General features: G+C 73.4%; 21 protein-coding genes. 13 read left to right on the top strand and 8 right to left on the bottom strand.

The genetic code is table 11. From position 1 onward, the window contains the following. Positions 1–90 precede the first annotated feature (90 nt). The 3 genes from E1289_RS26035 to E1289_RS26025 all read right to left on the bottom strand — a co-directional run bounded on the left by E1289_RS26035 (position 91) and on the right by E1289_RS26025 (position 3,526). Entirely contained in the window at positions 91–438 is a 348-nt protein-coding gene (locus E1289_RS26035) for a DUF1330 domain-containing protein (RefSeq protein ID WP_131984640.1), read from the bottom strand. Between the two features lie 104 nt (positions 439–542). Next, entirely contained in the window at positions 543–2,405 is a 1,863-nt protein-coding gene (ilvD, locus tag E1289_RS26030; RefSeq protein ID WP_131984638.1) for a dihydroxy-acid dehydratase, read from the bottom strand. 398 nt (positions 2,406–2,803) lie between these two features. Further along, the gene (locus E1289_RS26025) at positions 2,804–3,526 is read right to left on the bottom strand and encodes a nuclease-related domain-containing protein (RefSeq protein ID WP_243713148.1); all 723 of its coding nucleotides are present in this window, start codon (positions 3,524–3,526) and stop codon (positions 2,804–2,806) included. Between the two features lie 359 nt (positions 3,527–3,885). On the opposite strand from E1289_RS26025, the gene E1289_RS26020 reads away from it, so the two are divergent. After that, entirely contained in the window at positions 3,886–5,310 is a 1,425-nt protein-coding gene (locus E1289_RS26020) for an amidase (protein ID WP_131984634.1), read from the top strand. 28 nt (positions 5,311–5,338) lie between these two features. Then, positions 5,339–7,480 (top strand): 4-alpha-glucanotransferase, encoded by a 2,142-nt coding sequence (gene malQ, locus E1289_RS26015; protein WP_131984632.1) that lies wholly within the window; start codon positions 5,339–5,341, stop codon positions 7,478–7,480. On the opposite strand, the gene E1289_RS26010 is transcribed toward malQ, so the two are convergent. Both E1289_RS26010 and pepN read right to left on the bottom strand, forming a co-directional pair. Beyond that, on the bottom strand, positions 7,461–8,456 hold the full coding sequence (locus tag E1289_RS26010; protein WP_131984630.1) for a hypothetical protein: 996 nt from the start codon (positions 8,454–8,456) through the stop codon (positions 7,461–7,463). The two genes, malQ and E1289_RS26010, sit on opposite strands and share 20 nt — an antisense overlap. 101 nt (positions 8,457–8,557) lie before the next feature. Next, positions 8,558–11,092: an aminopeptidase N gene (gene pepN, locus E1289_RS26005; protein ID WP_131984628.1), complete on the bottom strand. Its 2,535-nt coding sequence runs from the start codon at positions 11,090–11,092 to the stop codon at positions 8,558–8,560. Positions 11,093–11,260: 168 nt separating this feature from the next. On the opposite strand from pepN, the gene E1289_RS26000 reads away from it, so the two are divergent. From E1289_RS26000 to E1289_RS25965, 8 genes are all read left to right on the top strand, one after another. Continuing rightward, complete coding sequence (locus tag E1289_RS26000) at positions 11,261–11,875, top strand: DsbA family protein (RefSeq protein WP_131984626.1); 615 nt, start codon at positions 11,261–11,263, stop codon at positions 11,873–11,875. 122 nt (positions 11,876–11,997) lie between these two features. Next, complete coding sequence (locus tag E1289_RS25995) at positions 11,998–12,693, top strand: energy-coupling factor ABC transporter permease (protein ID WP_131984624.1); 696 nt, start codon at positions 11,998–12,000, stop codon at positions 12,691–12,693. 14 nt (positions 12,694–12,707) lie between these two features. Further along, complete coding sequence (locus E1289_RS39120) at positions 12,708–13,049, top strand: PDGLE domain-containing protein (RefSeq protein WP_131984622.1); 342 nt, start codon at positions 12,708–12,710, stop codon at positions 13,047–13,049. Next, positions 13,049–13,813: a cobalt ECF transporter T component CbiQ gene (gene cbiQ, locus E1289_RS25985; RefSeq protein ID WP_131984620.1), complete on the top strand. Its 765-nt coding sequence runs from the start codon at positions 13,049–13,051 to the stop codon at positions 13,811–13,813. The genes E1289_RS39120 and cbiQ overlap by 1 nt, the downstream gene beginning before the upstream one ends. Further along, positions 13,810–14,562, top strand: coding sequence for an ABC transporter ATP-binding protein (locus tag E1289_RS25980; protein WP_131984618.1), 753 nt, complete (start codon positions 13,810–13,812; stop codon positions 14,560–14,562). The genes cbiQ and E1289_RS25980 overlap by 4 nt, the downstream gene beginning before the upstream one ends. Positions 14,563–14,676: 114 nt before the next feature. Further along, complete coding sequence (locus E1289_RS25975) at positions 14,677–15,624, top strand: ATP-binding protein (RefSeq protein WP_131984616.1); 948 nt, start codon at positions 14,677–14,679, stop codon at positions 15,622–15,624. 45 nt (positions 15,625–15,669) lie between these two features. Next, entirely contained in the window at positions 15,670–16,713 is a 1,044-nt protein-coding gene (locus E1289_RS25970; protein ID WP_131984614.1) for a hypothetical protein, read from the top strand. 64 nt (positions 16,714–16,777) lie between these two features. Further along, on the top strand, positions 16,778–17,245 hold the full coding sequence (locus E1289_RS25965; RefSeq protein ID WP_131984612.1) for a ribose-5-phosphate isomerase: 468 nt from the start codon (positions 16,778–16,780) through the stop codon (positions 17,243–17,245). On the opposite strand, the gene E1289_RS25960 is transcribed toward E1289_RS25965, so the two are convergent. Next, on the bottom strand, positions 17,242–17,466 hold the full coding sequence (locus E1289_RS25960) for a hypothetical protein (protein WP_131984610.1): 225 nt from the start codon (positions 17,464–17,466) through the stop codon (positions 17,242–17,244). The genes E1289_RS25965 and E1289_RS25960 overlap by 4 nt on opposite strands. 124 nt (positions 17,467–17,590) lie before the next feature. Here E1289_RS25960 and E1289_RS25955 point away from each other — a divergent pair, with 124 nt between their 5' ends. After that, positions 17,591–18,709 carry a PP2C family protein-serine/threonine phosphatase gene (locus E1289_RS25955; protein WP_131984608.1) on the top strand — a complete coding sequence of 373 codons (1,119 nt, stop codon included), beginning with the start codon at positions 17,591–17,593 and terminating at the stop codon, positions 18,707–18,709. 1 nt (position 18,710) lies between these two features. Here E1289_RS25955 and E1289_RS25950 read toward each other — a convergent pair whose 3' ends face one another. Next, the gene (locus E1289_RS25950; RefSeq protein WP_131984606.1) at positions 18,711–19,778 is read right to left on the bottom strand and encodes a serine/threonine-protein kinase; all 1,068 of its coding nucleotides are present in this window, start codon (positions 19,776–19,778) and stop codon (positions 18,711–18,713) included. A 457-nt stretch (positions 19,779–20,235) separates the two neighbouring features. Between E1289_RS25950 and E1289_RS25945 the strand changes: the two genes are divergently transcribed. Then, a complete protein-coding gene (locus E1289_RS25945) occupies positions 20,236–21,546 on the top strand; it encodes a HAMP domain-containing sensor histidine kinase (protein ID WP_165970614.1) in 1,311 nt (436 codons plus the stop codon). Positions 21,547–21,555: 9 nt separating this feature from the next. On the opposite strand, the gene E1289_RS25940 is transcribed toward E1289_RS25945, so the two are convergent. Then, on the bottom strand, positions 21,556–22,977 hold the full coding sequence (locus E1289_RS25940; RefSeq protein WP_131984602.1) for an amidase: 1,422 nt from the start codon (positions 22,975–22,977) through the stop codon (positions 21,556–21,558). A 79-nt stretch (positions 22,978–23,056) separates the two neighbouring features. Here E1289_RS25940 and E1289_RS25935 point away from each other — a divergent pair. After that, the coding region (locus E1289_RS25935; protein WP_279487710.1) for an acetyl-CoA carboxylase carboxyltransferase subunit beta at positions 23,057–23,754 on the top strand (698 nt) is incomplete at its 3' end.

Below are 23,754 nucleotides of genomic sequence, written 5' to 3'. Positions count from 1 at the left end.
GAGGCGGCGGCGGAGGCTGCTGCGGCGGAGGCTGCTGCTCCTGAACCGCCCCCGCCAGGGCCCACCGCCGCCGAACGGCCGTCGGGCGTGTCATGGGGTCTGGGCGGTGCGGAAGGCGGCGGCGGTGGCGGCCGGGTCGTAGCCTTCGGGGACGCCGGGCAGGAGGACGGCCGTGCCCTTCATGTGGTCGGTGCGCATCGGCAGGATCGCCTGGTAGCCGTCCGACTCGTACCAGCGCTTGGCGTTGTCCATGTCGGGGAACTCGATGAGGACGTAGGCCCCGTCGAGCGGGCCCTCCATCACCTCGGGAACGCTGCCGTGGACGAGGAACCGGCCGCCGAACGGGTCCAGCGTGGCCTGGATGCGCTCCATGTAGGTGAAAACCTCCTCGTGGAGCGTCGCCGGCGGGTGCAGGTGGGCGAGTGCGTAGGCGGTCATTCGCGTTTCTCCTTCGAGTGGGGCGGCCGGGGCCGGTGGGCCCCGGCCGTTGTGTCCACTCTGGCCCGTGCGGGGAAAGAAGGCGATTACCTGCCGGGTAATGCTCAGCCGTGCGGGCGCTCCAGCTGGCCGACGTCGCGGGCGGCGCCGGTGGAGGCGGACGTGGCCATGGCCGCGTAGGCGCGCAGGGCGGCGCTGACCGGGCGGTGCCGGTCGCGGGGCCGGTAGCCGCCGAGGTCGGCCAGGAGCTTCTCGCGCCGGACGTCCAGCTCGTCGGCCGGGACGTCGAGCTCCAGTACCCGGTTCGGGATGTCGATCACGACGGGGTCGCCGTCCTCGACGAGGGCGATGATGCCGCCGCCCGCGGCCTCCGGGGAGGCGTGCCCGATGGACAGCCCGGACGTGCCGCCGGAGAACCGGCCGTCGGTGATCAGCGCGCACGCCTTGCCGAGCCCGCGGCCCTTGAGGAAGCTCGTCGGGTACAGCATCTCCTGCATGCCGGGGCCGCCCTTCGGGCCCTCGTAGCGGATCACGACGACGTCACCGGCCTTGACCTTCCCGCCGAGGATGCCCTCGACGGCGTCGTCCTGCGACTCGAACACGACGGCGGGGCCGGTGAACGTCCACAGTTCCTCGTCCACGCCGGCGGTCTTGACGATCGCGCCGTCGGGGGCGATGTTGCCGCGCAGGACGGCGAGGCCGCCGTCGGCGGTGTAGGCGTGCTCGACGGAGCGGATGCAGCCGTTCTCGCGGTCCAGGTCGAGCGTCTCCCAGCGGGCGCTCTGCGAGAACGCGGAGGTGCTGCGGACGCCGCCGGGCGCGGCGTGGAACATCTCGACGGCCTCGGGCAGCACGTCGGGGGAGCGGACGTCCCACCTGGCGACGAACTCGTCCATGGAGGCGGAGTGGATGGAGTGCGCGGAGCTGTGCAGCAGGCCCGCGCGGTTCAGCTCGCCGAGCAGGGCGGGGATGCCGCCGGCACGGTGGCAGTCCTCGACGTGGTACTTGCCGGTGGCGGGGGCGAGCTTGCAGACGCAGGGGACGCGGCGGGACAGCTCGTCGATGTCGGAGAGGCCGAAGTCCACACCCGCCTCGGTCGCGGCGGCGAGCAGGTGCAGGATCGTGTTGGTGGAGCCGCCCATCGCGACGTCGAGCACCATGGCGTTCGCGAACGCGTCGCGGGTGGCGATGTTCAGCGGCAGGACGGACTCGTCGTCGTCCTCGTAGTGGCGGCGGGCGACGTCCACGACGGTACGGCCGGCGTCCTCGTAGAGGCGGCGGCGGGCGGTGTGGGTGGCGAGGACGGTGCCGTTGCCGGGCAGCGCCAGCCCGATCGCCTCGGTGAGGCAGTTCATCGAGTTGGCGGTGAACATGCCGGAGCAGGACCCGCAGGTGGGGCAGGCGCTCTCCTCCATCTCCAGGAGCTTGTCGTCGGAGAGGGAGGCGTCGGCGGACGCGATGATCGGGTCGATCAGGTCGAGCTTGTTGCCGTCCATGACGCCCTCGACGGGCTTGCCGGCCTCCATCGGGCCGCCGGAGACGAACACGGTGGGGATGTTGAGGCGCAGCGCGGCCAGCAGCATCCCCGGGGTGATCTTGTCGCAGTTGGAGACGCAGACGAGGGCGTCGGCGCAGTGCGCGTTGACCATGTACTCGATGGCGTCGGCGATGACCTCGCGGGACGGCAGCGAGTACAGCATGCCGTCGTGGCCCATGGCGATGCCGTCGTCCACGGCGATCGTGTTGAACTCGCGGGGCACGCCGCCGGCCTCGCGGACGGCGCCGGCGACGACCTTGCCGACCTCGTCCAGGTGGACGTGGCCGGGCACGAACTGCGTGAAGCTGTTGGCCACCGCGACGATCGGCTTGCCGAAGTCCTCGCGTGCTACGCCGCTGGCCCGCATGAGCGCGCGGGCGCCCGCCATGTTCCTGCCATGGGTGACCGTGCGTGACCTGAGCGGTGGCATGTGTGACCTCTCCAAACTGTGACGTGACGTGCGGCGATCCCATGGTGGGGAAGCGATGGATGTCGCAGCGGCGGATCGCGGCGCTGCCGCCGGCTCAGCGGAGGTCGCGCGCGAGCCGGCCTGTGGCGTCGATGCTACCAACCGGTGCGCGGGCGGGAGAAAGGCCGGGACGCGGCGTCCCGGCGCGGCCCGAGGCCCAGTGGTGAGGCCCACCGGGCTGGGCCCCGGGCCGGGGCACGCCGGCAGCAACGCTTGCGATCGCGTCCGAAGGCAGGCTCAAGCGAGCCGAGAACCTGATCGCGCAGCGAGCGCACGGCGCGCCGGAGTGATGCAGTGATCGCGCCGCCGTTCCCGTTGCAGGAAGGCGCTCCAGCGCCGGACGCCGACGGAACCGCGATTCAGTCCGGATACTTCGGCGGCAGGGCCTGCTGCGCCGCCTCGAAGATCCGCTCGACGTCGCCCTCGGTCAGGATCTTCGGACGGCGCCGCAGGTACGCGCGCGCCCGGTTTCCCGCGTAGACGTCGACGTCGCGGACCCGCATGACCTTCCACGGGATGGACGGCCCGTAGATGGCCACGGACGGCTGCACCGGCACATCGAAGCCGACCCGCTCGGCGAGGATGCTGCTCGCCTGCTGGGCCTCCCAGCGGGCCTCGTCCAGGCGGTCCTTCTTGTTGAAGGGGCCGTGGAAGAGCTTGAGGTGGGACATGGTGCGCACGGGTAGGCGCTTGTCCCACTTCTCGGAGTCGATGGCGTAGACGCCGCTCGGCCCGATCACCAGGTGGTCGATCCGCCCGTCGCTGACACCGTCGTCGTCGCGGGGCACGGCGCGTGCGTGGAGCACGACGTACCCGTTGCGCTGCAGCGACTTCAACTGCTTCTCGGTGCGCCGTTCGGCGGCCGAGGACTTCTGCCACGCGGCGACGGAGGAACTCTTGCGGGACCGGCGGACGACGTCGCCGATCACCACGAGGACCGCGACCGTGAGGCCGAGCCGCCAGCCGGCCAGCAGCCAGACGGCGAGGCCAGCGCCGAGGGCGGTACCCGCCGTCGGCAGCCAGCGGCGGATCCGGGGATCGGCGAGCAGCGCGGGCGCGGTGCCCTCCTCGGGATGCTCCATCACCGGAGCCTGGTGGTGGTGCTCACGGGTTTCCTCCGACCCCGTCGTCTGTGTTGCCGTTGACCCCGTTGCCTCCGACCGTGCCCGGGGATGGCCCCGGGCTTCGTGTGTGTCGCCCCGCTCCGTGGTCGCCATGAGTGACGCTCCGTATTCCTTTCCCATCGGGGGCATGATCCTCCGTGCGCAGAGTAATCACCGGGACGGTTGGCGACTAGTCATGCAGGGTTAATAGTTTTGTCGCCGCCCGTAGGTGATTCACTGCCGTGGCGGATGGGTACGTCGATAATCTTCTCCTCCCGCCGACGCCGTTGCCACTGCCTCTTTGATGCCCGCGCACACGGCGTCTAGCGTTCCGGTTTGTGACACAAACCCATGACCTCAGCGCCACCCGGATGGCTGCGGCCGTCCGCACCCGGGAAGTATCCCCCGTCGAACTCACCGACCACTACCTGACCCGCATCGAGCGACTCAACGAGCAGGTCGGCGCCTACGTCACGGTCACCGCCGACCGGGCGCGCGAGGAGGCGCGGCAGGCCGAGAAGGCCGTCATGGACGCGGCGGACCCGGCGGACCTCCCCCCGCTGCACGGCGTCCCGGTCCCCATCAAGGACCTCAACATGGTCAACGGCGTCCGGATGACGTTCGGTTCGAGCGTCTACTCCGACCTGGACGGGTTCGCGGACGACAACGTGGTGACCCTCCTGCGGCAGGCGGGGTCCGTGCTCCTCGGCAAGACGACGACGCCCGAGTTCGGCCTGCCGTGCTACACGGAGAGTGACGTCGCGCCGCCGGCCCGGACGCCCTGGGACCTGTCCCGGTCGGCCGGCGGCTCCAGCGGCGGCGCCGCCGCGGCGGTCGCGGCGGGCCTGGCGCCCGTCGCGCAGGGCAGCGACGGCGGCGGGTCGATCCGCATTCCCAGCAGCGTGTGCGGGCTGTTCGGGATCAAGCCGACCCGGGGGCGCGTCTCGCAGGGGCCGGTCATCCCCGACCTGTTCGGGCTGTCGACGAACGGGCCGATCGCCCGGACCGTCCGGGACGCGGCCCTCCTGCTGGACGTGATGGCGGGCCACATGCCCGGCGACCTGTACGCGGCGCCGCCCGCCGAGGGGGCGTTCGCCTCGTACGCCGAGCGCCCGCCGGGCAGGCTGCGGATCGCGCGGAGCCTGGAGACGGCCGTGCCGGGCGCCGAGGTGCATCCCGACTGCGTCGCCGCCTACGAGGCGGCGTCGGAGCTGCTGGAGGAGCTGGGCCACGAGATCGTGGACCTGCCGCCGTTGCTCGGGCCCGACGTCCTCCCGCACTTCGTGACGCTCTGGGGCGTCATGGCGACCGTCACGCCCGTCGCGCCGGAGAGCGAGCACCTGCTCCAGCCGCTGACCCGCTGGTTGCGCGGGCACGGCGAGGCCACGTCCGCGCCGCAGCTGTTCCAGGCGCACGCCGCGCTGCAGGGGGCGCTGCGCGCGGCGTTCCCGGTGATGGACGAGTTCGACGCGATCCTGCACCCGACGCTGGCGCAGCCGCCGGTCCCGGTCGGGTACTTCCACGACCGGGAGCCCGCCGAGAACTTCGAGCGGCAGACGAAGTTCACCCCGTTCACCGCGGTGTACAACATCTCCGGGCAGCCCGCCGTGAGCGTCCCGCTCCACGTGACCGCCGACGGGCTGCCGATCGGGATCATGCTCGCCGGGCGGCTCGGCGGCGAGGGCACGCTCATCTCGCTGTCCGCGCAGCTTGAGGAGGCCCGCCCGTGGATCGGCCGGAAGCCGGACATCTGGACGGCGTGAGCCCGCCCCGACGGGGCATGGTGCAGGCGTGGCCGACGACGAACTGAGCACGCTGGCGGGACTGCACGGCGTCGCGACCCGCTACACCGACTGGCGCGGGCGCCCGGCCGAGGTCTCGCCCGGCACGCTGGTGGCGGTCCTGGCGGCGCTCGGGGTGGACGCGTCCACCCCGAGCGCCGTCCGGGCGGGCCTGGAACGGGCCAGGGAACCGCGGCGCGGACTGCCGCCGGCCGTCATCGTCCGCCGGGGGGACGGCACGGTGACCGGCCGGATCCTCGCGGAGCTCCGCGGGCATCTCGGCTCCGGCGAGGACGCCGAGGTGGACATCGAGGTGTCCGCGGGGGAGGTCCTGGCACCGCCGGGCCCGTACGTCCCCCCGGACGAGCGGCCCTTCGAGCCGCTGGCCGGGGCGGCGGACGTGCCGGACGGCTGGCACCGCCTGCGCGTCCGGCGCGGCGGCCGCACCGACCACGCGCGGCTGCTGGTGGCCCCCGCCGCGCTGCGGCCCCCGCCCCGCGCGTGGGGGTTCACGGCGCAGCTGTACTCGGTGCGGTCCCGGGCGTCGTGGGGGCTCGGCGACCTGCGCGACCTGGCGGACCTCGCGGCGTGGAGCGGCCGGGAGCTGGGCGCGGGATTCACCCTGGTCAACCCGCTGCACGCGACGGAGCCCGTCCCGCCGGTCGGGCCGTCCCCGTACTCGCCGATGAGCCGCCGCTTCCCCTCGCCGATCTACCTGCGGGTCGAGGACATGCCGGAGTACGCGCGGCTGCCCGCGCGGGACCGGGAGCGGTTCGCCGCCCTGGCCGCCGACCTGCGCGCGCGGGAAGGGCTGCTGGACCGGGACGCGGTCTGGGCGGCCAAGCTGGAGGCGTTCGAGGCGATGTACCGCCTCTGGCGGGAGGACGCCGACCCGGGTTACGCCGATTTCCGCAGGCGCGAAGGCGCGGCGCTGGACGGCTTCGCCACGTGGTGCGCGATCAGCGAGGAGCAGGGCACGACCGACTGGCGCCGCTGGCCGCGGGCCCTCCAGGGCGCCGGTGATCCTGACGCCGGTGCCCCTGACGCCGGTCACACGGGCGCCGCGGACGTCCCCGGGTACCACTCCCGCGCCGCGTTCCACGCGTGGCTCCAGTGGCGGCTGGACGGGCAGCTCGCGGCGGCCCAGCGGGCGGCCCGGGACGCCGGGATGCCGGTCGGCGTCGTCCACGACCTGGCGGTCGGGATCCCGCACGGCAGCGCCGACGCGTGGCTGTACCGGGGGATGCTCGCGTCCGGGATGAGCGTCGGGGCGCCCCCGGACGAGTTCAACCAGCGCGGCCAGGACTGGGGCCAGCAGCCGTGGCGGCCGGACGCGCTGGCCCGCGACGGCTACCGGCCGTTCCGCGAGATGGTGGCCGCCGTGCTCCGGCACGCGGGCGGCATCCGCCTGGACCACGCCATGCAGGTGTCGCGGCTGTGGTGGGTGCCCGAAGGCGCGTCGCCCGCCGACGGCACCTATGTCCGCTACGACCGCGACGCCCTGCTCGGCTGCCTCACCTGGGAGGCCGAACGCTTCGGCGCCGTGGTCGTCGGCGAGGACCTCGGCACCGTCGAGCCCGAGGTGCGGGAGGCCATGGCCGACCGCGGTGTCCTCGGGACGTCCCTGCTCTGGTTCGAGCGCGGCGGGGAGGGGCGTCCCAAGCCGCCCGCCCAGTGGCGCGAGCTCTCCCTCGCCACCGTCGGCACCCACGACATGCCGCCCGTCACCGGCTTCGTCCACGGCGACCACATCGCCCTCCGCGACCGGCTCGGCCTCCTCACCCGCTCCCGCGCCGAGGAGGAGGACGACCACCGCCGCCAGCTGGGGGACTGGCTGGCCCTGCTGCACGACGAGGAGCTGCTGGCGACGCCGCCCGCCGACATCATGCGCGCCCTGGCGGACGGCTCCACCGCCCACGACGGGGAGATCGTCGCCGCCCTGCACGCCTTCCTGGGCCGCACCCCTGCCCGGCTGAGGGGCGTCTCCCTCGCCGACGCGGTCGGGGAACGCCGCACCCAGAACCAGCCGGGCACCACGGACGAGTACCCCAACTGGCGCGTCCCCCTGGCCGATGCCGAAGGCGACCCCGTCTTCCTGGAGGACCTCGGCGCCGCCTTCGTCGACCCGGGCCTCAGGCGAGGGTCGCGGTGATGCGGGTGGTGACGTCCCGGAGGAGGGTGTCGGGACGCAGTTCGTCCGCGGCGATCGCGGAGAAGAGCTCGGGAAGGCCCGGCAGCGGGTAGGAGGCGTCGGCGCCGGCCATGGCCTTGTGCCCCAGCGAGTGGCGGGACAGGGAGGTGCGGGCGCGGGTCCAGGCCGTCCGGACCTCCTCCGGGGACGGGACCCCGAACCCGTGGCCGACCGGCGCGGCGTGCCGCAGTTTCACCAGGGCGCCGTCGGCGAAGCCGGCGGCCAGCTTGCAGCGATCGGTGAGGTCCGCCCGGACCGGGCCGTCCAGCCGGGTCATGACCGTGCAGGGGGTGCGGCAGCCGGCCGCGCAGTCGCCGAGGGCGGAGGCGACCTGGCTGTGCTGCCGGTCGAGGTAGGCGCGCCAGCCGGGCGCCGGTTCCCGCGCGACGCGCAGGGCCCGCTCGCAGGCGGCGCGTTCCGGGCGGGTGTGGTCGCACATGCGGGCCGAGCCCGGCTCGACGGGGACGCCGAAGCGGCTGCCCTCGCCCGTCACGGCGGCGCCGATGCGGGCGGGGTCGCCGGCGTGGCCGAGGACGGGTTCCCACGCGAGCAGGGGGAGGTACTCGCCGGCGATGTGCACGGCCGCGACGAGCGCGGCCATGTCGCGGCGGTGCCAGCGGATCGCGATGACCTCCAGCAGGAGGGCGTAGGCGGGGCGGAGGCTGGCGAGGGCACCGCGCGGGCGTTCCCGCGGTGCCTGCGGCATGCGGCTGGCACGGGCGCGGTCGAGCAGGTCGCGGGGGACCTCGCCGGTGGCCTCGGGCATCCCGAAGTCCTCGGCGTCCAGGTCGAGGACGCGCTGCCCGAACGCGCAGAGGGCGGCGACGGTGCCGGCGTCGTGGTCGGGGACGACGGTGCCCTGCGCGATCAGCGCGGCCAGGTCACCGAACGCGTACCGCCGCGCCAGCGCCGTCAGAACGTCCTGTGCGGTCTCCAACGCGATCCCCTCCCCGCGTCCCTGCCCCCGTGACCGTCAACGATCCCACGGTCACGGGGGCTGGGGGATACCTCCCCCGCGGGCGGATCCGGGTGACCGCCTCAGGCGGACGCGGCGTCCTTCGCGCGGGCGCGCAGTGCGCGGGCGACGCCGTCGCGTCCCTCCGACAGGAGCCGGGCGAGCGCGGGCGGGGGGTTCTCCTCGGAGATGTAGGACTCGGTGCGGTCCACGGTGGACTGCTCGATGACCAGGAAGGGGTAGGCGACCTCCGCGAACGTCTGGGACATGTCGCTGCTCCACTCCCGCCAGACGCGCCCGACCTCGGCGAAGTACCGGTCGACGTAGGGCACCAGCAGGCCGGCCTGGTCGGGCTCCACGAAACCGCCGAGCGTGGCCCGGAAGACGGCGTTGGGCAGGTCGCCGGACACGATCCGCTCCCACGCGGCGGCCTTCGCCTCGGCGGACGGGATCGCGGCCTTGCAGGCGGCGGCGTGCCGCTCGCCCGCGGCGGTGCGGTCCCGCTCGTGCTCGGTGTCGATCTCCGCCTCGGCCGCCTTGCCGGTGACGACGAGGCGGCGCAGCAGCGTCCAGCGCAGGTCGGTGTCGACGGTGAGGCCGTCGAGGACCTGGGTGCCGTCCAGCAGCCCCTGGACGAACGCCAGATGGTCGTCCGATACCGCGGACCCGGCGAACGCCTGGGTGTAGGCGAGCTGGAGGTCCGAACCCGGCTCGGCGTCGCGGGCCAGGTCCGCCAGGGTGTCGGCCAGGAGCGCCTGGCCTTCGTTGCGCCACGCCGGGTCGGCGTACTGCTGGACGGCGAGGCGCGCCTGCCGCAGCAGCGTCTGCGTGACCGCGATGTCGGTGACGCCGCGGATGCCCTTCGCGACGAGCCGGACGTAGTCGCGGGTGGCCATCTCGGCGTCGCGCGTCATGTCCCAGGCCGCCGACCAGCACAGCGCACGCGGCAGGCTCTCCCTGATGTCGCCGATGCTCTCGACGAGGGCGGCCTGCGAATACCCGTCGAGCCGGATCTTCGCGTAGGTGAGGTCGTCGTCGTTGACCAGGACGAGGTCGGGACGCTTCTTGCCGACGAGCTGCGGGACCTCCGTCCGGGCGCCCACCACGTCCAGCTCGACCCGCTCCCGCCGGACGATCCCCTCGGGGGTCCTGTCGTAGAGCCCGATGGCGAGGCGGTGCGAGCGCAGCGTCGGGTAGTCGGCCTTGGCCTCCTGCAGAACGGCGAACGACGCGAAGTTCCCGTCGCCGTCCAGCTCGTACTCGGGCCGCATCGTGTTGGCGCCCGCGGTCTCCAGCCACTCCTTCGACCACGCGGCGAGGTCGCGGCCGGACATCTCCTCCAGCGCGCCCAGCAGGTCGGTCAGGACGGTGTTGCCCCACGCGTGCCGGTCGAAGTAGCGCCGCACCCCCTCCAGGAAGTTGTCGAGGCCGACATAGGCCACGAGCTGCTTCAGGACGGACGCGCCCTTGGCGTAGGTGATCCCGTCGAAGTTGACCTCGACGGCGCGGATGTCGGGGATGTCGGCGGCGATCGGGTGGGTGGACGGCAGCTGGTCCTGCCGGTACGCCCACGCCTTCTCCAGGTTCGCGAACGTCGTCCACACCGAGGTCCAGTGGGTGGCCTCGGCCATGCACAGGACGCTCATGTACGTGGCGAACGACTCGTTCAGCCACAGGTCGTCCCACCAGCGCATGGTGACCAGGTCGCCGAACCACATGTGCGCCATCTCGTGCAGGATCGTCTCGGCGCGCCGCTCGTAGGCCGCGTCGGTGACCCGCGACCGGAAGACGTAGTCCTCCAGGAACGTGACCGCGCCCGCGTTCTCCATCGCGCCCGCGTTGAACTCGGGGACGAACAGCTGGTCGTACTTGCCGAACGGGTACTCCCGGCCGAAGACCTCCTCGAAGTAGGCGAACCCGCGGCGGGTCACGTCCACGATCGCGTCGGCGTCGAGGTGCTCGGCCAGCGACGCGCGGCAGAACACGCCGAGGGGGATGACGGTGCCGTCGTCGCGGCGGTACTCGTCCCGGACGACGTGGTACGGCCCGGCGACGAGCGCGGTGATGTAGGTGGACATCCGCGGCGTCGGCGGGAAGCGCCACGTTCCGCCCTCGGCCGAGGTGGGAGCCTCGTTGGTGACGACCTCCCATTCCGAGGGGGCCTGCACCGTGAACTCGAACGTCGCCTTCAGGTCGGGCTGGTCGAAGCACGTGTACATGCGGTGCGCGTCGGCCGTCTCGAACTGCGAGTACAGGTAGACGCTTCCGTCGACCGGGTCCACGAACCGGTGCAGGCCCTCACCGGAACGGGAGTACGTGCAGTCGGCCACGACCCGGAGCTCGTTCTCCGTGGCCAGATCCGGCAACGGCAGGCGGCCCTTCTCGGAGTCATAGGACGCGGGATCCAGGGCCTTGCCGTTCAGCGTCGCCTCGCGCACGACGGCGCCGTGCAGGTCGACGAACGTGGACGCGCCGGCCTCCGCGCTGCCGAACCGGATCACGGTGGTGGAGCCGAAACCCTCCTCACCCGTCGTCACGTCCAGGTCGACCGTGTACGACTCGACGGTGAGCAGCCGGGCCCGTTCCCGCGCCTCGTCGCGCGTGAGGTTGCCTGCCACATGAACTCCTTGGTCGGCTTCATTCGCTTGGTTCCCCCATGTCTACCAACCGGACGCCGATCCGGCCCGCCCGCCACGGGCATTGGAACCTTTACCCGGGCGGGAATCGGGATCGCGGCGGCTTGGTTGTCGCCTCAAACACCCTGTTTCTCGCTGTAGGAGGCGACGTTGGCCAAGGACGCTGTCACCCCCGTCGATTTCTGGTTCGACCCGCTGTGCCCGTGGGCGTGGATCACCTCCCGCTGGATCCTCGAAGTGGAGAAGCTGCGCCCGATCGAAGTGCGCTGGCACGTGATGAGCCTTTCCGTCCTCAACGAGGACAAGGACGTCCCTGAGGAGTACCGGAGGGGTCTCAAGGACGCCTGGGGCCCGGTGCGCGTGTGCATCGCCGCGGAGCAGAAGTACGGGCCGGAGGCGCTCGGCCGGCTCTACACCGAGCTGGGCACGCGCCGCCACCACGAGAAGCAGGAGTTCGGCCGCCCCTACTTCGAGGCGGCGCTGACCGCCGCCGGGCTCGACCCGGCCCTCGCGGACGCCGCCGAGTCGACCGCCTACGACGAGGCCGTGCGCGCCTCCCACAAGGACGGCATCGACCGGGTCGGCCAGGAGGTCGGCACCCCGGTGATCGAGGTCGAGGGCAGCGCGTTCTTCGGCCCGGTCGTGTCGCCGGTCCCGCGGGGCGAGGCCGCCGCCCGGCTCTGGGACGGGGTCGTGGCGGTGGCGGCCACGGACGGCTTCTTCGAGCTGAAGCGCAGCCGCACCCGGGACCCGATCTTCGACTGATCCCGCACGGGGCGCGGTCGCCCGCAAGCCACACATCTCTTGCTATTGCGAGAGTGTTGCAACTACGGTCGAGACGCCGCACACTGGGTGGGTCGGCAGAACCGGTAAGGCGGTGGCGGTAGGTGCATGTACCTGATGGCTTCATCGACGCGCCCGTGTCGCTCGCGGCGGGCGTGGTCGCGGTGGCCGGCGTCGGGATCGCGCTGCGCGGAGCGCGGCGCGAGCTGGACGACCGGACCGCGCCCCTCGCGGGGCTGACGGCGGCGTTCGTGTTCGCCGCGCAGATGCTCAACTTCCCCGTCGCCGCCGGGACCAGCGGGCACCTGCTCGGCGGCGCGCTCGCGGCGATCCTCGTCGGGCCCTACGCGGGCATGGTGGCCGTGTCGGTCGTGCTGATCCTGCAGGCGCTCCTGTTCGCGGACGGCGGCCTCAGCGCGCTCGGCGTCAACATCATCCTCATGGCGCTGGTCACGGTCGTCGTCGGCTACGGGACGTTCCGGCTGCTGCTGCGGGTGCTGCCCAAGACCAGGGCGTCGGTGTCCGGGGCGGCGTTCGTCGCGGCCCTCCTCTCGGTGCCCGCCTCCGCGCTCGCCTTCACGCTGATCTACGCGGTCGGCGGGACCGCGGACGTGTCGATCGGGACGGTCGCCGCGGCGATGCTCGGCGTCCACGTGCTGATCGGCATCGGCGAGGCGCTGATCACCGCGGTGACCGTGTCGAGCGTGCTCGCCGTCCGGCCCGACCTCGTGTACGGGGCGCGCGGCCTGCTGAAACCGGCCGAGCTGCGTACCGCCCGGCCCGCGACGTCCCAGGTCTGAGGAGGAGCAGCCAGATGACCACCAAGCGTTTCCTCGCCGGGTTCCTGCTGGTCTCCCTCGTCCTCGCCGGGATCGTCAGCTACTACGCCAGCTCCAGCCCGGACGGGCTGGAGAAGGTCGCCGAGGAGGAGGGCATCAGCGCCGAGGAGAAGGACCACGCGCTCGGCGACTCCCCGCTCGGCGACTACGGGGTCAAGGGCGTCGGCAACGAGTGGGCGTCGGTCGGGCTGTCCGGCGTCATCGGGGTCGGGGCCGTCCTGCTGGTCGGCGGCGGGCTGTTCTGGGCCCTGCGGCGGCGCGACCCCGCCGGGGAGCCGGGGGAGAAGGCGCCGGCGGGAACGTCCGGGCAGGGGTAGTGGGCGCGGGACACGCGCACCGGCTGTACGTGCCGGGCGCCTCACCGGTGCACCGGCTGCCGCCGCAGACCAAGATCGTCGCGGTCGTGGCGTTCGTGCTGCTGGTCGTCGCCACCCCGCGCGAGCGCATGTGGGCGTTCGGTGTGTACGCGCTGCTGCTCGCGGCCGTCGCGCTGCTCGCCCGCGTGCCGTTCCCGACGGTGGCGCGGCGCACCGTGATCGAGATCCCGTTCGTCGCGTTCGCGTTCCTCATCCCGTTCGTCGCGCAGGGTGAGCGGGTCACCGTGCTGGGGCTGCAGGTCAGCCAGGGCGGGCTGTGGGACGCCTGGAACATCCTCGCCAAGGGCACCCTCGGCGTCGTCGCGTCCATCCTGCTCGCCGCGACGACCGAGCCGCGGCTGCTGCTGCTCGGCATCGAGCGGCTCCGGATGCCGCCGCTCATCACGCAGATCGCCACGTTCATGCTCCGCTACGTCGACGTCGTCGCCGCCGAGCTGGGGCGGATGCGGGTCGCGCGGGCGTCCCGCGGCTTCGAGGCGCGCGACCTGCGCGCGACGCGCGTGCTCGCCCGGTCGGTCGGCGCGCTCTTCCTGCGCTCCTACGAGCGGGGCGAGCGCGTCCACCTGGCGATGGTGAGCCGCGGGTACGACGGCCGCATGCCCGTCATGCACGACGTGGGCGCGACCGCCGCGCAGTGGACCGCCGCCGCCCTGCTGCCCTCGGCCGCCGCGCTCGTCGCCCTCACCGCGTGGATCGCGCCATGACCCCGTCCCTGGAGGTGACGGGCCTCGCCTACGCCTACCCCGACGGCACGCAGGCCCTCTACGGCGTCGACCTCGCGGTCGGGCGCGGCGAGCGGGTCGCGCTGCTCGGGCCGAACGGCGCCGGGAAGACGACGCTCGTCCTGCACCTGAACGGCATCCTGCACGGCGGGCTGGGCGAGGTCAGGGTCGGCGGTCTCGCGGTGGACCCCGGGGACAAGAAGGCGCTGCGGGAGATCCGCCGCCGCGTCGGCATCGTCTTCCAGGACCCCGACGACCAGCTGTTCATGCCGACCGTGCGGGAGGACGTCGCGTTCGGCCCGGCCAACCTCGGGATGCGCGGCGCCGAGCTGGACCGCCGGGTCCGTGCCGCGCTGACCGCCGTCGGCATGCAGGAGGTCGCCGACCGGCCGCCGCAGCATCTGAGCTTCGGGCAGCGCCGGCGCGTCGCGGTCGCGACCGTCCTCGCGATGGAGCCGGAGATCCTCGTCCTGGACGAGCCGTCCTCCAACCTGGACCCGGCGAGCCGCCGCGAACTGGCGGAGATCCTGCTGGGCCTGGACGTGACGGTCCTGATGGTCACGCACGACCTCCCGTACGCGGCCGAGCTGTGCCCGCGGTCGGTGATCCTCTCCGGCGGCGTCATCACGGCCGACCGTCCCACCCGGGACCTGCTGACGGACGCCGATCTCCTGGCCGCGCACCGGCTGGAACTGCCGTTCGGGTTCGACCCCGCCGCCGCCGTCCGCTGATCCGCCCGCCGATCCGGGCGGTCCTCGGCCGTTCCGCTTGCCTCCTCCGGCACCCTCCGCCAGACTCGATTCCCTGACACTGGTAACGGTTTTCATATCCGAAAAGAGGGTAATGTGAAGGTTGCATTCGTCGGCAAGGGCGGCAGCGGCAAGACCACCCTGTCGTCGCTGTTCGTCCGGCACCTCGCCGGGTGCGGGCTTCCGGTGGTCGCCGTCGACGCCGACATCAACCAGCACCTCGGCGTCGCGCTCGGCCTCGACGAGGGCCTCGCCGCCAAGATCCCCGCGCTGGGCGACCGGCTCCCCGAGCTCAAGGAGCATCTGCGCGGCGCCAACCCGCGCATCTCCGCCGCGTCCGCGATGGTCAAGACCACCCCGCCCGGCCGGGGCTCGCGGCTGCTGCGGTTCCGCGGCGACGACCCGTTCCACGAGGCCGGGCAGGAGGTGCACGGCGTCACGCTGCTCGCCACCGGGCCGTTCAACGACGACGACCTCGGCGTGTCCTGCTACCACTCGAAGACCGGTGCGGTGGAGCTCTACCTCAACCACCTCGTGGACGGGCCCGGCGAGTACGTCGTCGTCGACATGACCGCGGGGGCCGACACGTTCGCCTCCGGGCTGTTCACGCGGTTCGACCTGATGTTCCTCGTCGCCGAGCCGACCCGGAAGGGCGTCGGCGTCTACCGGCAGTACACCGAGTACGCCCGCGACTACGACGTGGCCATCCGCGTCGTCGGCAACAAGGTCCAGTCCGAGGACGACGTCGCGTACCTGCGGGAGCACGTCGGGGACGACCTGCTGACCTGGATCGGCCAGTCCACCGCCGTCCGGGCGCTGGAGCAGGGCCGGGCGGGCTTCGCGCTGGAGGACGGGAACGTCGCCGCCCTCGACCGGATGCGCGCCGAGGTCGACGCGTGCGTCAAGGACTGGGACAGGTACCAGCGGCAGGCCGTCGAGTTCCACGTCAAGAACGCGCGGCGCTGGGCGAACGGCGCGACGGGGGAGAACCTGGAAGAGCAGATCGACCACGGATTCCGCTTCCCCGCCGCCTACCCCGGGTAGCGCGGGACCTACCGGCAGCGTCGGATCGCCACTAATCTGCCCGCCATGACGATGCGGCGGATGGTGGCCATGGCGGGCGGCGCGGTGGCGCCCATCGCCCTTCTGGCGTTGCTCTTCAACAACCAGTGGGTGGTCGACGCGATCCGGGACGACCTCGACCACGGCAGCGGCATCGGCCCGCTGGTGGCGGCCTTCCAGTTCCCACAGTGGCGGCTGACGGCGGGACAGAGCAACTGGAGCTACGTCTTCGCCCTGGACTTCGCACTCCTGCTGTTCCTCGTCCTCCTGGCGCTGCTGGTGTTCGCCGGCGCGCGGGCGATCGACCCGCGCGGCGGCGTGCTCGGCGCGCTGATCACCGGCTGGTGGGCCACCGCCGTCGCGGGCGGGGTCGCCGGCGTCATCGGTGGCGCCCTGGTGGCCTGGGCGCTCGACATCCCCGGCATGATGACGAGCCGCACCATCTGGATCACGATCGGCAACGGCGCGAGCTTCGGCGTCCTGTTCGGCTGGATCGCGGGCCTCGGCGCGCTCGCCGGCTTCCTGGTCACCCGCCCGCGCGCCGCCGCCCAGCAGCCCTACGGCGCCCAGCAGCAGTACGGGGCGCAGCAGCCTCAGCCGTACGCGGGGCAGCCGTACGGCGGGCAGCCCTATGCCCCGCCGCAGCCGGGCGCCCAGGTGCCGCAGCAGGGGATGCCGCAGCAGCCGATGCACCCGTCGGCGGTCCCGTACGTTCCCCCGCAGGGGCAGCCGCCGCAGCAGCCGCAGTGGGGCGCCCCGGCCGTCCCCCAGCAGCCGGGGGCGCCGCAGCAGTTCGGCGCGCCGCCCGCCCCGCCGCCGCAGCAGGCCGCGGGGCAGCAGCAGCCCGCGGAGCAGCAGCAGGCCGCGGAGCAGCAGCAGGCCGCGCAACCGGCACCGCCGGCGCCGGAGGAACCGGAGGCGTCCGAGGCCGAGCGTGCCGACACCGATGACCGCGACAAGGACGCGGCCGAGGCGGAGCCCGGGGCGGACGTCCCCAAGGACGACCCGGAGGACGACGACCTCAATCTGCCCGACCGGACGATCGTCGACCGCAAACGCGACGACGGCTGAGCAAGGGCGCGATGACGCCGACCCCCGCGCGCGCCGCCCGCCGGGGGCTGCGAGAATCGGGCCCATGCGCGTGTTTCTTGGATGCGACCATGCCGGCTTCGAGCTGAAGGAGCACCTGCTCTCCTGGCTGAAGGAGAACGGGCACGAGGCCGTCGACTGCGGCGCGTTCGAGTACGACGCCACGGACGACTACCCGCCGTTCGTCCTGCGGGCCGCCGAGCGGACGGCGGCGGAGCCGGGCACCCTCGGCGTGGTGGTCGGCGGGTCCGGCAACGGCGAGGCGATCGCCGCCAACAAGGTCGAGGGCGTGCGGGCCGCGCTCGTCTGGAGCGAGGCCACCGCCACGCTCGCCCGCGAGCACAACGACGCGAACGTCATCAGCCTCGGCGCCCGCCAGCACGACCTGGACACCGCCACCCGCTTCGTGGAGCTGTTCGTCGGAACCGCGTACTCCGGCGAGCCGCGGCACACCCGCCGGATCGAGATGCTCGGCGACTACGAGCGCACCGGCGAACTCCCCCCGCTGCCCTAGAGGCCGTTCGCCGGGGGTTTGCGGGCGCCGCCGCGCTTGCCGAGGCGGCGCCGCTCGTTCTTGGCGGCCTTCGTCCGCCGGGGCGTCTCGGCCGCCTTGGCGGGGTTCCCGCGCGTGCCCGGATCGCCGGCCGCCGGCTCCGCGCCGTCGGGCCTCGTTCGCGAGACGTCCCGCGCCCGCATCGCCGCGTCGACCGTGATCCGCATTCCCGGCTGTCCCATGTGCCGCCCCTTTCCCGTATCACCTATCCCTACCCGGAGAAAACGTAGCTGGACCGTTGCAAAAGGTCACCGGTGGTGTGGATACCGGCGCGGCGGCGGGTTTGCTCGATACAGTGCCGGAGTCATGCTTCAACGACTGGTGCACGCCCTTCCGCCGAGAGTGCGTGCCGCCCTGCGCCGCGTTCCGGTCCTCGTGGCGCTGTACCGGTGGCTGCGGCGGGGCAGGCTGACCAGGGAGCGTTACGTCTTCGCGGCCCTGGCGCTCCTCGCGATCGGCATCGGCATCGCGACGGCGAACGACACCCGGGGCATCGCCCCCTCGGGGCTCCAGGTGCTGATCGTGCTCGGCGGCGGGCTGCTGCTGAAGGTGCGCAGCCTGGTCGCGCTGCTCGCCGTCGTGGCCGCGGTGAGCTCCTACAACGCCTGGCTGGACGTCCCCGGGATCGGCATCGGGATGGCCGCCACGCTGACGATCACCGCGGTGCTCGCCCTCACCCTCGCCCGGACGCGCCAGAAGCTCGGCGTGCAGGGACTCCGCGGCGACTCGATGCTGCTGGAGTTGCGCGACCGGCTGAAGCGCCAGGGGGAGATGCCCGAGCTGCCGGACGGCTGGGACTCCCAGGTCGTGCTGCTGCAGGCCGGAGGGTCCTCGTTCGGCGGCGACTTCGTGGTGTCGGCGTTCGACGGCGACACCCTGGAGGTCGCGCTGGTCGACGTCTCCGGGAAGGGCACCGACGCGGGAACCCGCGCGCTGATGCTGTCGGGCGCCTTCGGCGGACTGCTTGGATCGGTCCAGCCCGAACGTTTCCTGCCCGCCTGCAACGACTACCTCCACCGCCAGCGGTGGGACGAGGGATTCGTCACGGCCGTGCACGTCGTCGTCGACATGAGGACGGGCGAGTACACGGTCGAGTCGGCGGGCCATCCGCCGGCCGTCCAGTTCGACGCGGGCACCGGCGCCTGGCGGGTCGGCACCGCCAAGGGCGTCGTGCTGGGGGTCGTGCCCGATCTGCGGTGCGTCCCCGAACGGGGGATGCTGCGGCCCGGCGACGCGCTGCTCCTCTACACCGACGGGCTGGTGGAGTCACCGGGCAGCGACCTGGACGCCGGCATCGACCGGCTGCTGGGGGAGGCGGAGCGGCTCGTCCCCCAGGGGTTCGGCAGCGGGGCACGGGAACTGGTGGAGACGATGGCCGCGGCCCGTGACGACGACTGCGCCCTCGTCCTGATCTGGCGCACCTGACCTAGCGCCGCGGCTCGTTCCTGCCCTGCGTCCGACCGGCGATGATGGCGCCGATCAGCGCGGTTCCGGCCGCCGCACCCGCGCCCGCCAGCAGCCGGGTTCGCCTGGACGTCGTCGTGTCCGCCACACCCGGCGGCGTGAACGCCTTGGTGGCGGTGTCCCGCCGGCCCTCCCGCCCGGACGGACGCGGCGGGACCGGCGTCGGTGTCCGCACCGGGGGCGCCGGGACCGCCCGCCGGTGGTCACCGGCGTCCGGTGCCTGCTGCTCCACCAGGGTGAGCAGCAGCTCGGACGCGCTGGGACGCTCGGCCGGGTTCTTCGCCAGCGCCGACCGCACGGCGGGGACCAGCGACTCCGGCAGCCCGGACAGGTCGGGATCGTCGACGGCGGTGCAGAGGGTGGCGGGGTCGCCGCCGATCGGCATTCGTCCCGTCCCCGCGTGGGCGATGAGGCAGCCCCACGCGAAGACGTCCGCCGCGGGCGTCGCGGGGCCGCCGATGAGCACCTCGGGCGCCATCCAGCCGGGCGTACCGAGGACCTGCCCGGATGTGGCGGCCGCGGTGCGGGCGTCCTGGCTGTGCGCGATGCCGAAGTCGATGACGCGGCACCCCGACAGGGTCAGCATCACGTTGGCCGGTTTGAGGTCGCGGTGCACGAGCCCCGCCGCGTGGATCGCCGCGAGCGCCGACGCGACCCCCACGGCGACGCCGTGCAGGTCGGCGGCGGGCAGCGGGCCCTCGCCGACGAGCCGGCTGTGCAGGGACACCCCGCCCACGTACTCGGTGACGAGGTAGGGGCGGCCGTCCTCCTCGCCGTGCGCGAGGACCCGCGCGGTGCAGAACGAGGCGACGCGGCTGGCGAGGTACGCCTCGTCCTTGAACCGCCGCCGGTAGGAGGGATCGCCCGCGAGATGCGGATGGATGGTCTTCACCGCGACGCGCCCGCCCGAGTCGGGATCGGCGCCGAGGTAGACCAGCCCCATGCCGCCGGACCCGAGACGGCCCAGCAGCGTGTGCCCGGCGACCTCCCGGGGGTCGGCGGGTTCCAGCGGCGCGATGTGTCCGTTCATGGGGTGTTCCGGCTCCCTTGTCTCTCTCCTGTCCGCCTATCCCCGATCGGCGGCGAATTATGGGGGTGTTCTTCCGGGAGGTGCGGAAACGTGATCGTCACGTCGATGTAGCGTCCCGTGCACCGGGGGCGTGCAGAGTGGGGAGTGGTTCGGCAGCCGGCCCGGTCCCCGTCGGATTTCCTCCTCGGCGCGCGGGTGGCGGGCGGGTTGCCCGCACCGGAGGAGATGCCCGCGTGGCCGGAGCCCCAGGGGTGGGAGGTGCCGTTCACGCGGGTGTCCATCCGGTGCGGACGATGTTTCGCAGGGCAATCGTCCGGCAACATCCAGTTCTGCGTTCACCCCCCAGGCGACGAGAGCGGCACGACGGTGCCGCGTGCGGGCCGGAAAGGGGGCAGGGCGCGGGGTGCGGATCTTCGGGGACCGGTGGTCGCCCTCACGCTGGTCGATGCGGACCCGCGTGACCGCCATCGCGACCCTTTTCGTCGCCCTCCTGCTCACGGCCGGTGCCGTGCTCTTCTACCAGGTGGTCCGTTCCACCGTGTACGACAACCTGCAGAATCAGGGGGCCACCGCGATCAACGAACTGTCCGCGCTCGTCCGCGCCACCGACCCCCGGGGCAGGCTGCGCGTCGAGGACCCGGAGTTCACGCTCCTGCAGGTGGTGGACGACGTGGGCACCGTGCTCGCCGCCAGCAGTCAGCTTGACGAGTACGGCCCGCTGCAGGTGTCCGATCCGCGCGTGCCGGACGATCCCGTCTACCGCACCGTGCGAATCCCGAACGAGGGCGAGGCCTACCTGGTCACGCAACGCGTGTGGACCCCGAACGGCTGGCGGATCGTGCACGCGGGCACGCCCATCCGCGAATTCGCCCAGTACCGGGGCCTGTTCATCGGCCTGCTGACGGCGGTGGTGGTCCTCGGCGCGGCGGCGGTCGCCTACACCGTGTCGGTGGCGGTGCGGCGGGCACTGCGCCCGGTGCGGGTGATGAGCGCCGAGCTCGCCGAGATCACCGGCCGCGCCCCGGAGCGCCGGGTGAGCGTCCCCCAGCCGGACGACGAGGTGTCGGAGCTCGCCGAGTCGGTGAACGTGACGCTGAGCAGGCTGGAGGACGTCCTCGACCGGCAGCGCGGCTTCGTCGCGGACGTCTCCCACGAGCTGCGCAGCCCCCTCACGGGGCTCCGCGTCCAGCTGGAGCTGGCGCTGGAACACCCCGAGGACGAGGACTGGCCGGCGGTCGCCCGCGCGGCGCTCGCCGACGCCGACCGGCTGCAGGGCATCGTCGGCGACCTGCTGATCCTGGCGAAGCTCGGCGCGGGCGTGCACGTCGGGCGGGAGCGGGTCGATCTCGGGGCGCTGGTCCGCGCCGAGGTGCTGCGGCGCACGCGGCGGGTTCCCGTCGAGGTCGACACGGAGGAGGGGGTCATGGTCCGGGTCACGCCCCACCACCTGGTCAGGGTGCTGACGAACCTGCTCGACAACGCCGAGCGGCACGCCGCGGCACGGATCTGGGTGACCGTGACCGCGGACGGGTCCCACGCCGTGCTGGAGGTCCTGGACGACGGTGCCGGGATCGCCCCCGAGGACCGGGAGCGGATCTTCTGGCGCTTCCACCGGCTCGCCGAGAGCCGTGAGCTCGACCGCGGCGGCACCGGCCTCGGGCTGACGATCTCCCGCGACATCGCCCGCGCGCACGGCGGGTCGCTCGTCGCGGCCGACAGCGACCGGGGCGCGCGGTTCGTGCTGCGCATCCCGCTCGACGAGTCCTGACCGGGCCGGTCACCCGCCGGTGAGCGGCGGGCGGCGCCTCCCGTGCCGGGTGGCCTGCTCGAACGCGTGCCCGATCTGCAGGACGGCGAAGTCCGCGTGGTGCGGCCCGACGATCTGCATCCCGACCGGCAGCCCGTCCCCGGTGAAGCCGGCGGGCACCGACAGCGCGGGGCAGCCGGTCGCCGAGATGAGGAAGCACGACCGCATCCACTCCAGGTAGTCGTGCATCGGCTCCCCGGCGACCTCCTCCGGGTACTCCAGCGCGGCGTCGAACGGCGGCACCTGGCTGACCGGCAGGAGCAGCGCGTCGTACCGCTCGAAGAACTCCCGGACCCGGTGGAACAGGGCCGTGTGCAGCACCTCGGCCCGGCCGAGGTCGGTGCCGGTGAGGGAGCGCCCCGCGTCGATGTTCGCCGCGAGGGAGGACTTGAAGTCCGCGCGGCGCTCGTCGAGGAGCGGGCGGAGCGCGATGTCCCAGTGCCAGGCGCGCAGCGTCCGGAAGACCTCGTCCGCCCCCGACAGGTCGGGGCACGCCTCCTCGACGGCGCAGCCGAGGTCCTCGAACACCTTCGCGGCCGGTTCGAGGACGCCGGTGACGGCCGGGTCCACGGGGACCGCCCCGCCGAGGTCGGGGGACCAGGCGACGCGCAGCCCGGCGAGGTCGCGGCCGAGCGGCGCCGCGAACGCCGAGCCGGGCGTCTCCAGCGCGATCGGGCTGCGCGGGTCGGGCCCGGCGAGCACCGACAGCAGCAGCGCCGCGTCCGCCACCTCGCGCGCCATCGGGCCCTGCACGCCGAGCGTCGACCAGCCCGCCGGCACCGGCCACGACGGCACCCGGCCCGGCGACGGGCGGAACCCGACGACGTTGCAGAAGGACGCGGGGTTGCGCAGCGAGCCGCCCATGTCGCTGCCGTCCGCGACCGGATGCATGCCGCACGCCAGCGCCGCGGCCGCCCCGCCGCTGCTGCCGCCCGCCGAGCGGGACGGGTCATGGGGGTTGCGGGTCAGGCCGAACAGCGGGTTGAACGTGTGCGACCCGGCGGCGAACTCCGGCACGTTCGTCTTGCCGAGCGTGATCACCCCGGCCGCCCGCATCCGCTCGACGACCAGCTCGTCGGCGTCGGGGACGTGCGCGGCGAAGATCGGCGACCCGGAGGTCGTGCGGACGCCCCGCGTGGCGTGGGTGTCCTTGTGCGCGACGGGCAGGCCGTGCAGCGGACCGGGCCGCTCCCCGGCGGCCAGCCGCTCGTCCGCCTCCCGCGCCTGCCGCATCGCGTCCTCCGCGATCAGCGTGACGATGGCGTTGACCTCGGGATTCGTCCTGTCGATCTGGTCGAGGTGCGCCTGGACGACCTCCCGCGCCGACAGCTCCCGCGCCCGCATCCGGCGGGCCAGGTCGCGGGCGGAGGCGAAGTGGATCTCATCGGACACCGTGTGTTTCCCTTCTCCGGAGGCCCCACCAGTGTCCCCCGCCCGGCGGCTGACCTGCCCCTGCGGTCATGATGGTCGCGTGACGGAACGGGTGGGCGCGCGCGAGCTGCTGCGCCGCGTGTTGGACGATGGAACCTGGACGTCGTGGGACACCCCGCCCGCCGGGCCGGACCCCGCGTCGCCCTACGGCGCGGAACTCGCCGCCGCCCGCGAGCGCAGCGGGTGCGACGAGGCCGTCATCACCGGCGAGGGCCGCCTGCGGGGCCACCGGATCGCGTTCGTCGTCTCCGAGTTCCGCTTCCTCGCCGGCTCGATCGGCCTCGCCACCGCCGACCGGATCGTCGCCGCCGTCGAGCGCGCCACCGCCGGGGGCCTGCCGCTGGTCGCCGCGCCGTCGTCCGGCGGGACCCGCATGCAGGAGGGCACCGCCGCGTTCGTCCAGATGGCCCGGATCACCGCCGCCGTCAGGGCGCACCGCGCCGCCGGGCTGCCGTACCTCGTCTACCTGCGGCACCCCACGACCGGCGGGGTGTTCGCCTCCTGGGGGTCGCTGGGGCACGTGACGGCGGCCGAACCGGGCGCGCTGATCGGCTTCCTCGGGCCGCGCGTGTACGAGGGCCTGTACGGGGAGCCGTTCCCCGCCGGCGTGCAGGTCGCGGAGAACCTCGCGGCCAAGGGGCTCCTGGACGCTGTGGTCGGCATCGACGACCTCACCGAGGTGGCGTCCCGCGCGCTGAACGTCCTGTGCGGGGACGCGCCCCCGGCCGCCCCGCCCCG

Origin of the sequence: Actinomadura sp. 6K520 (assembly GCF_004349245.1) — a bacterium.
Classification (GTDB): Bacteria; Actinomycetota; Actinomycetes; order Streptosporangiales; family Streptosporangiaceae; genus Spirillospora.
Note: the sequence above shows the minus strand (reverse complement) of the source record. Positions and strands in the feature narration are given on the sequence as shown.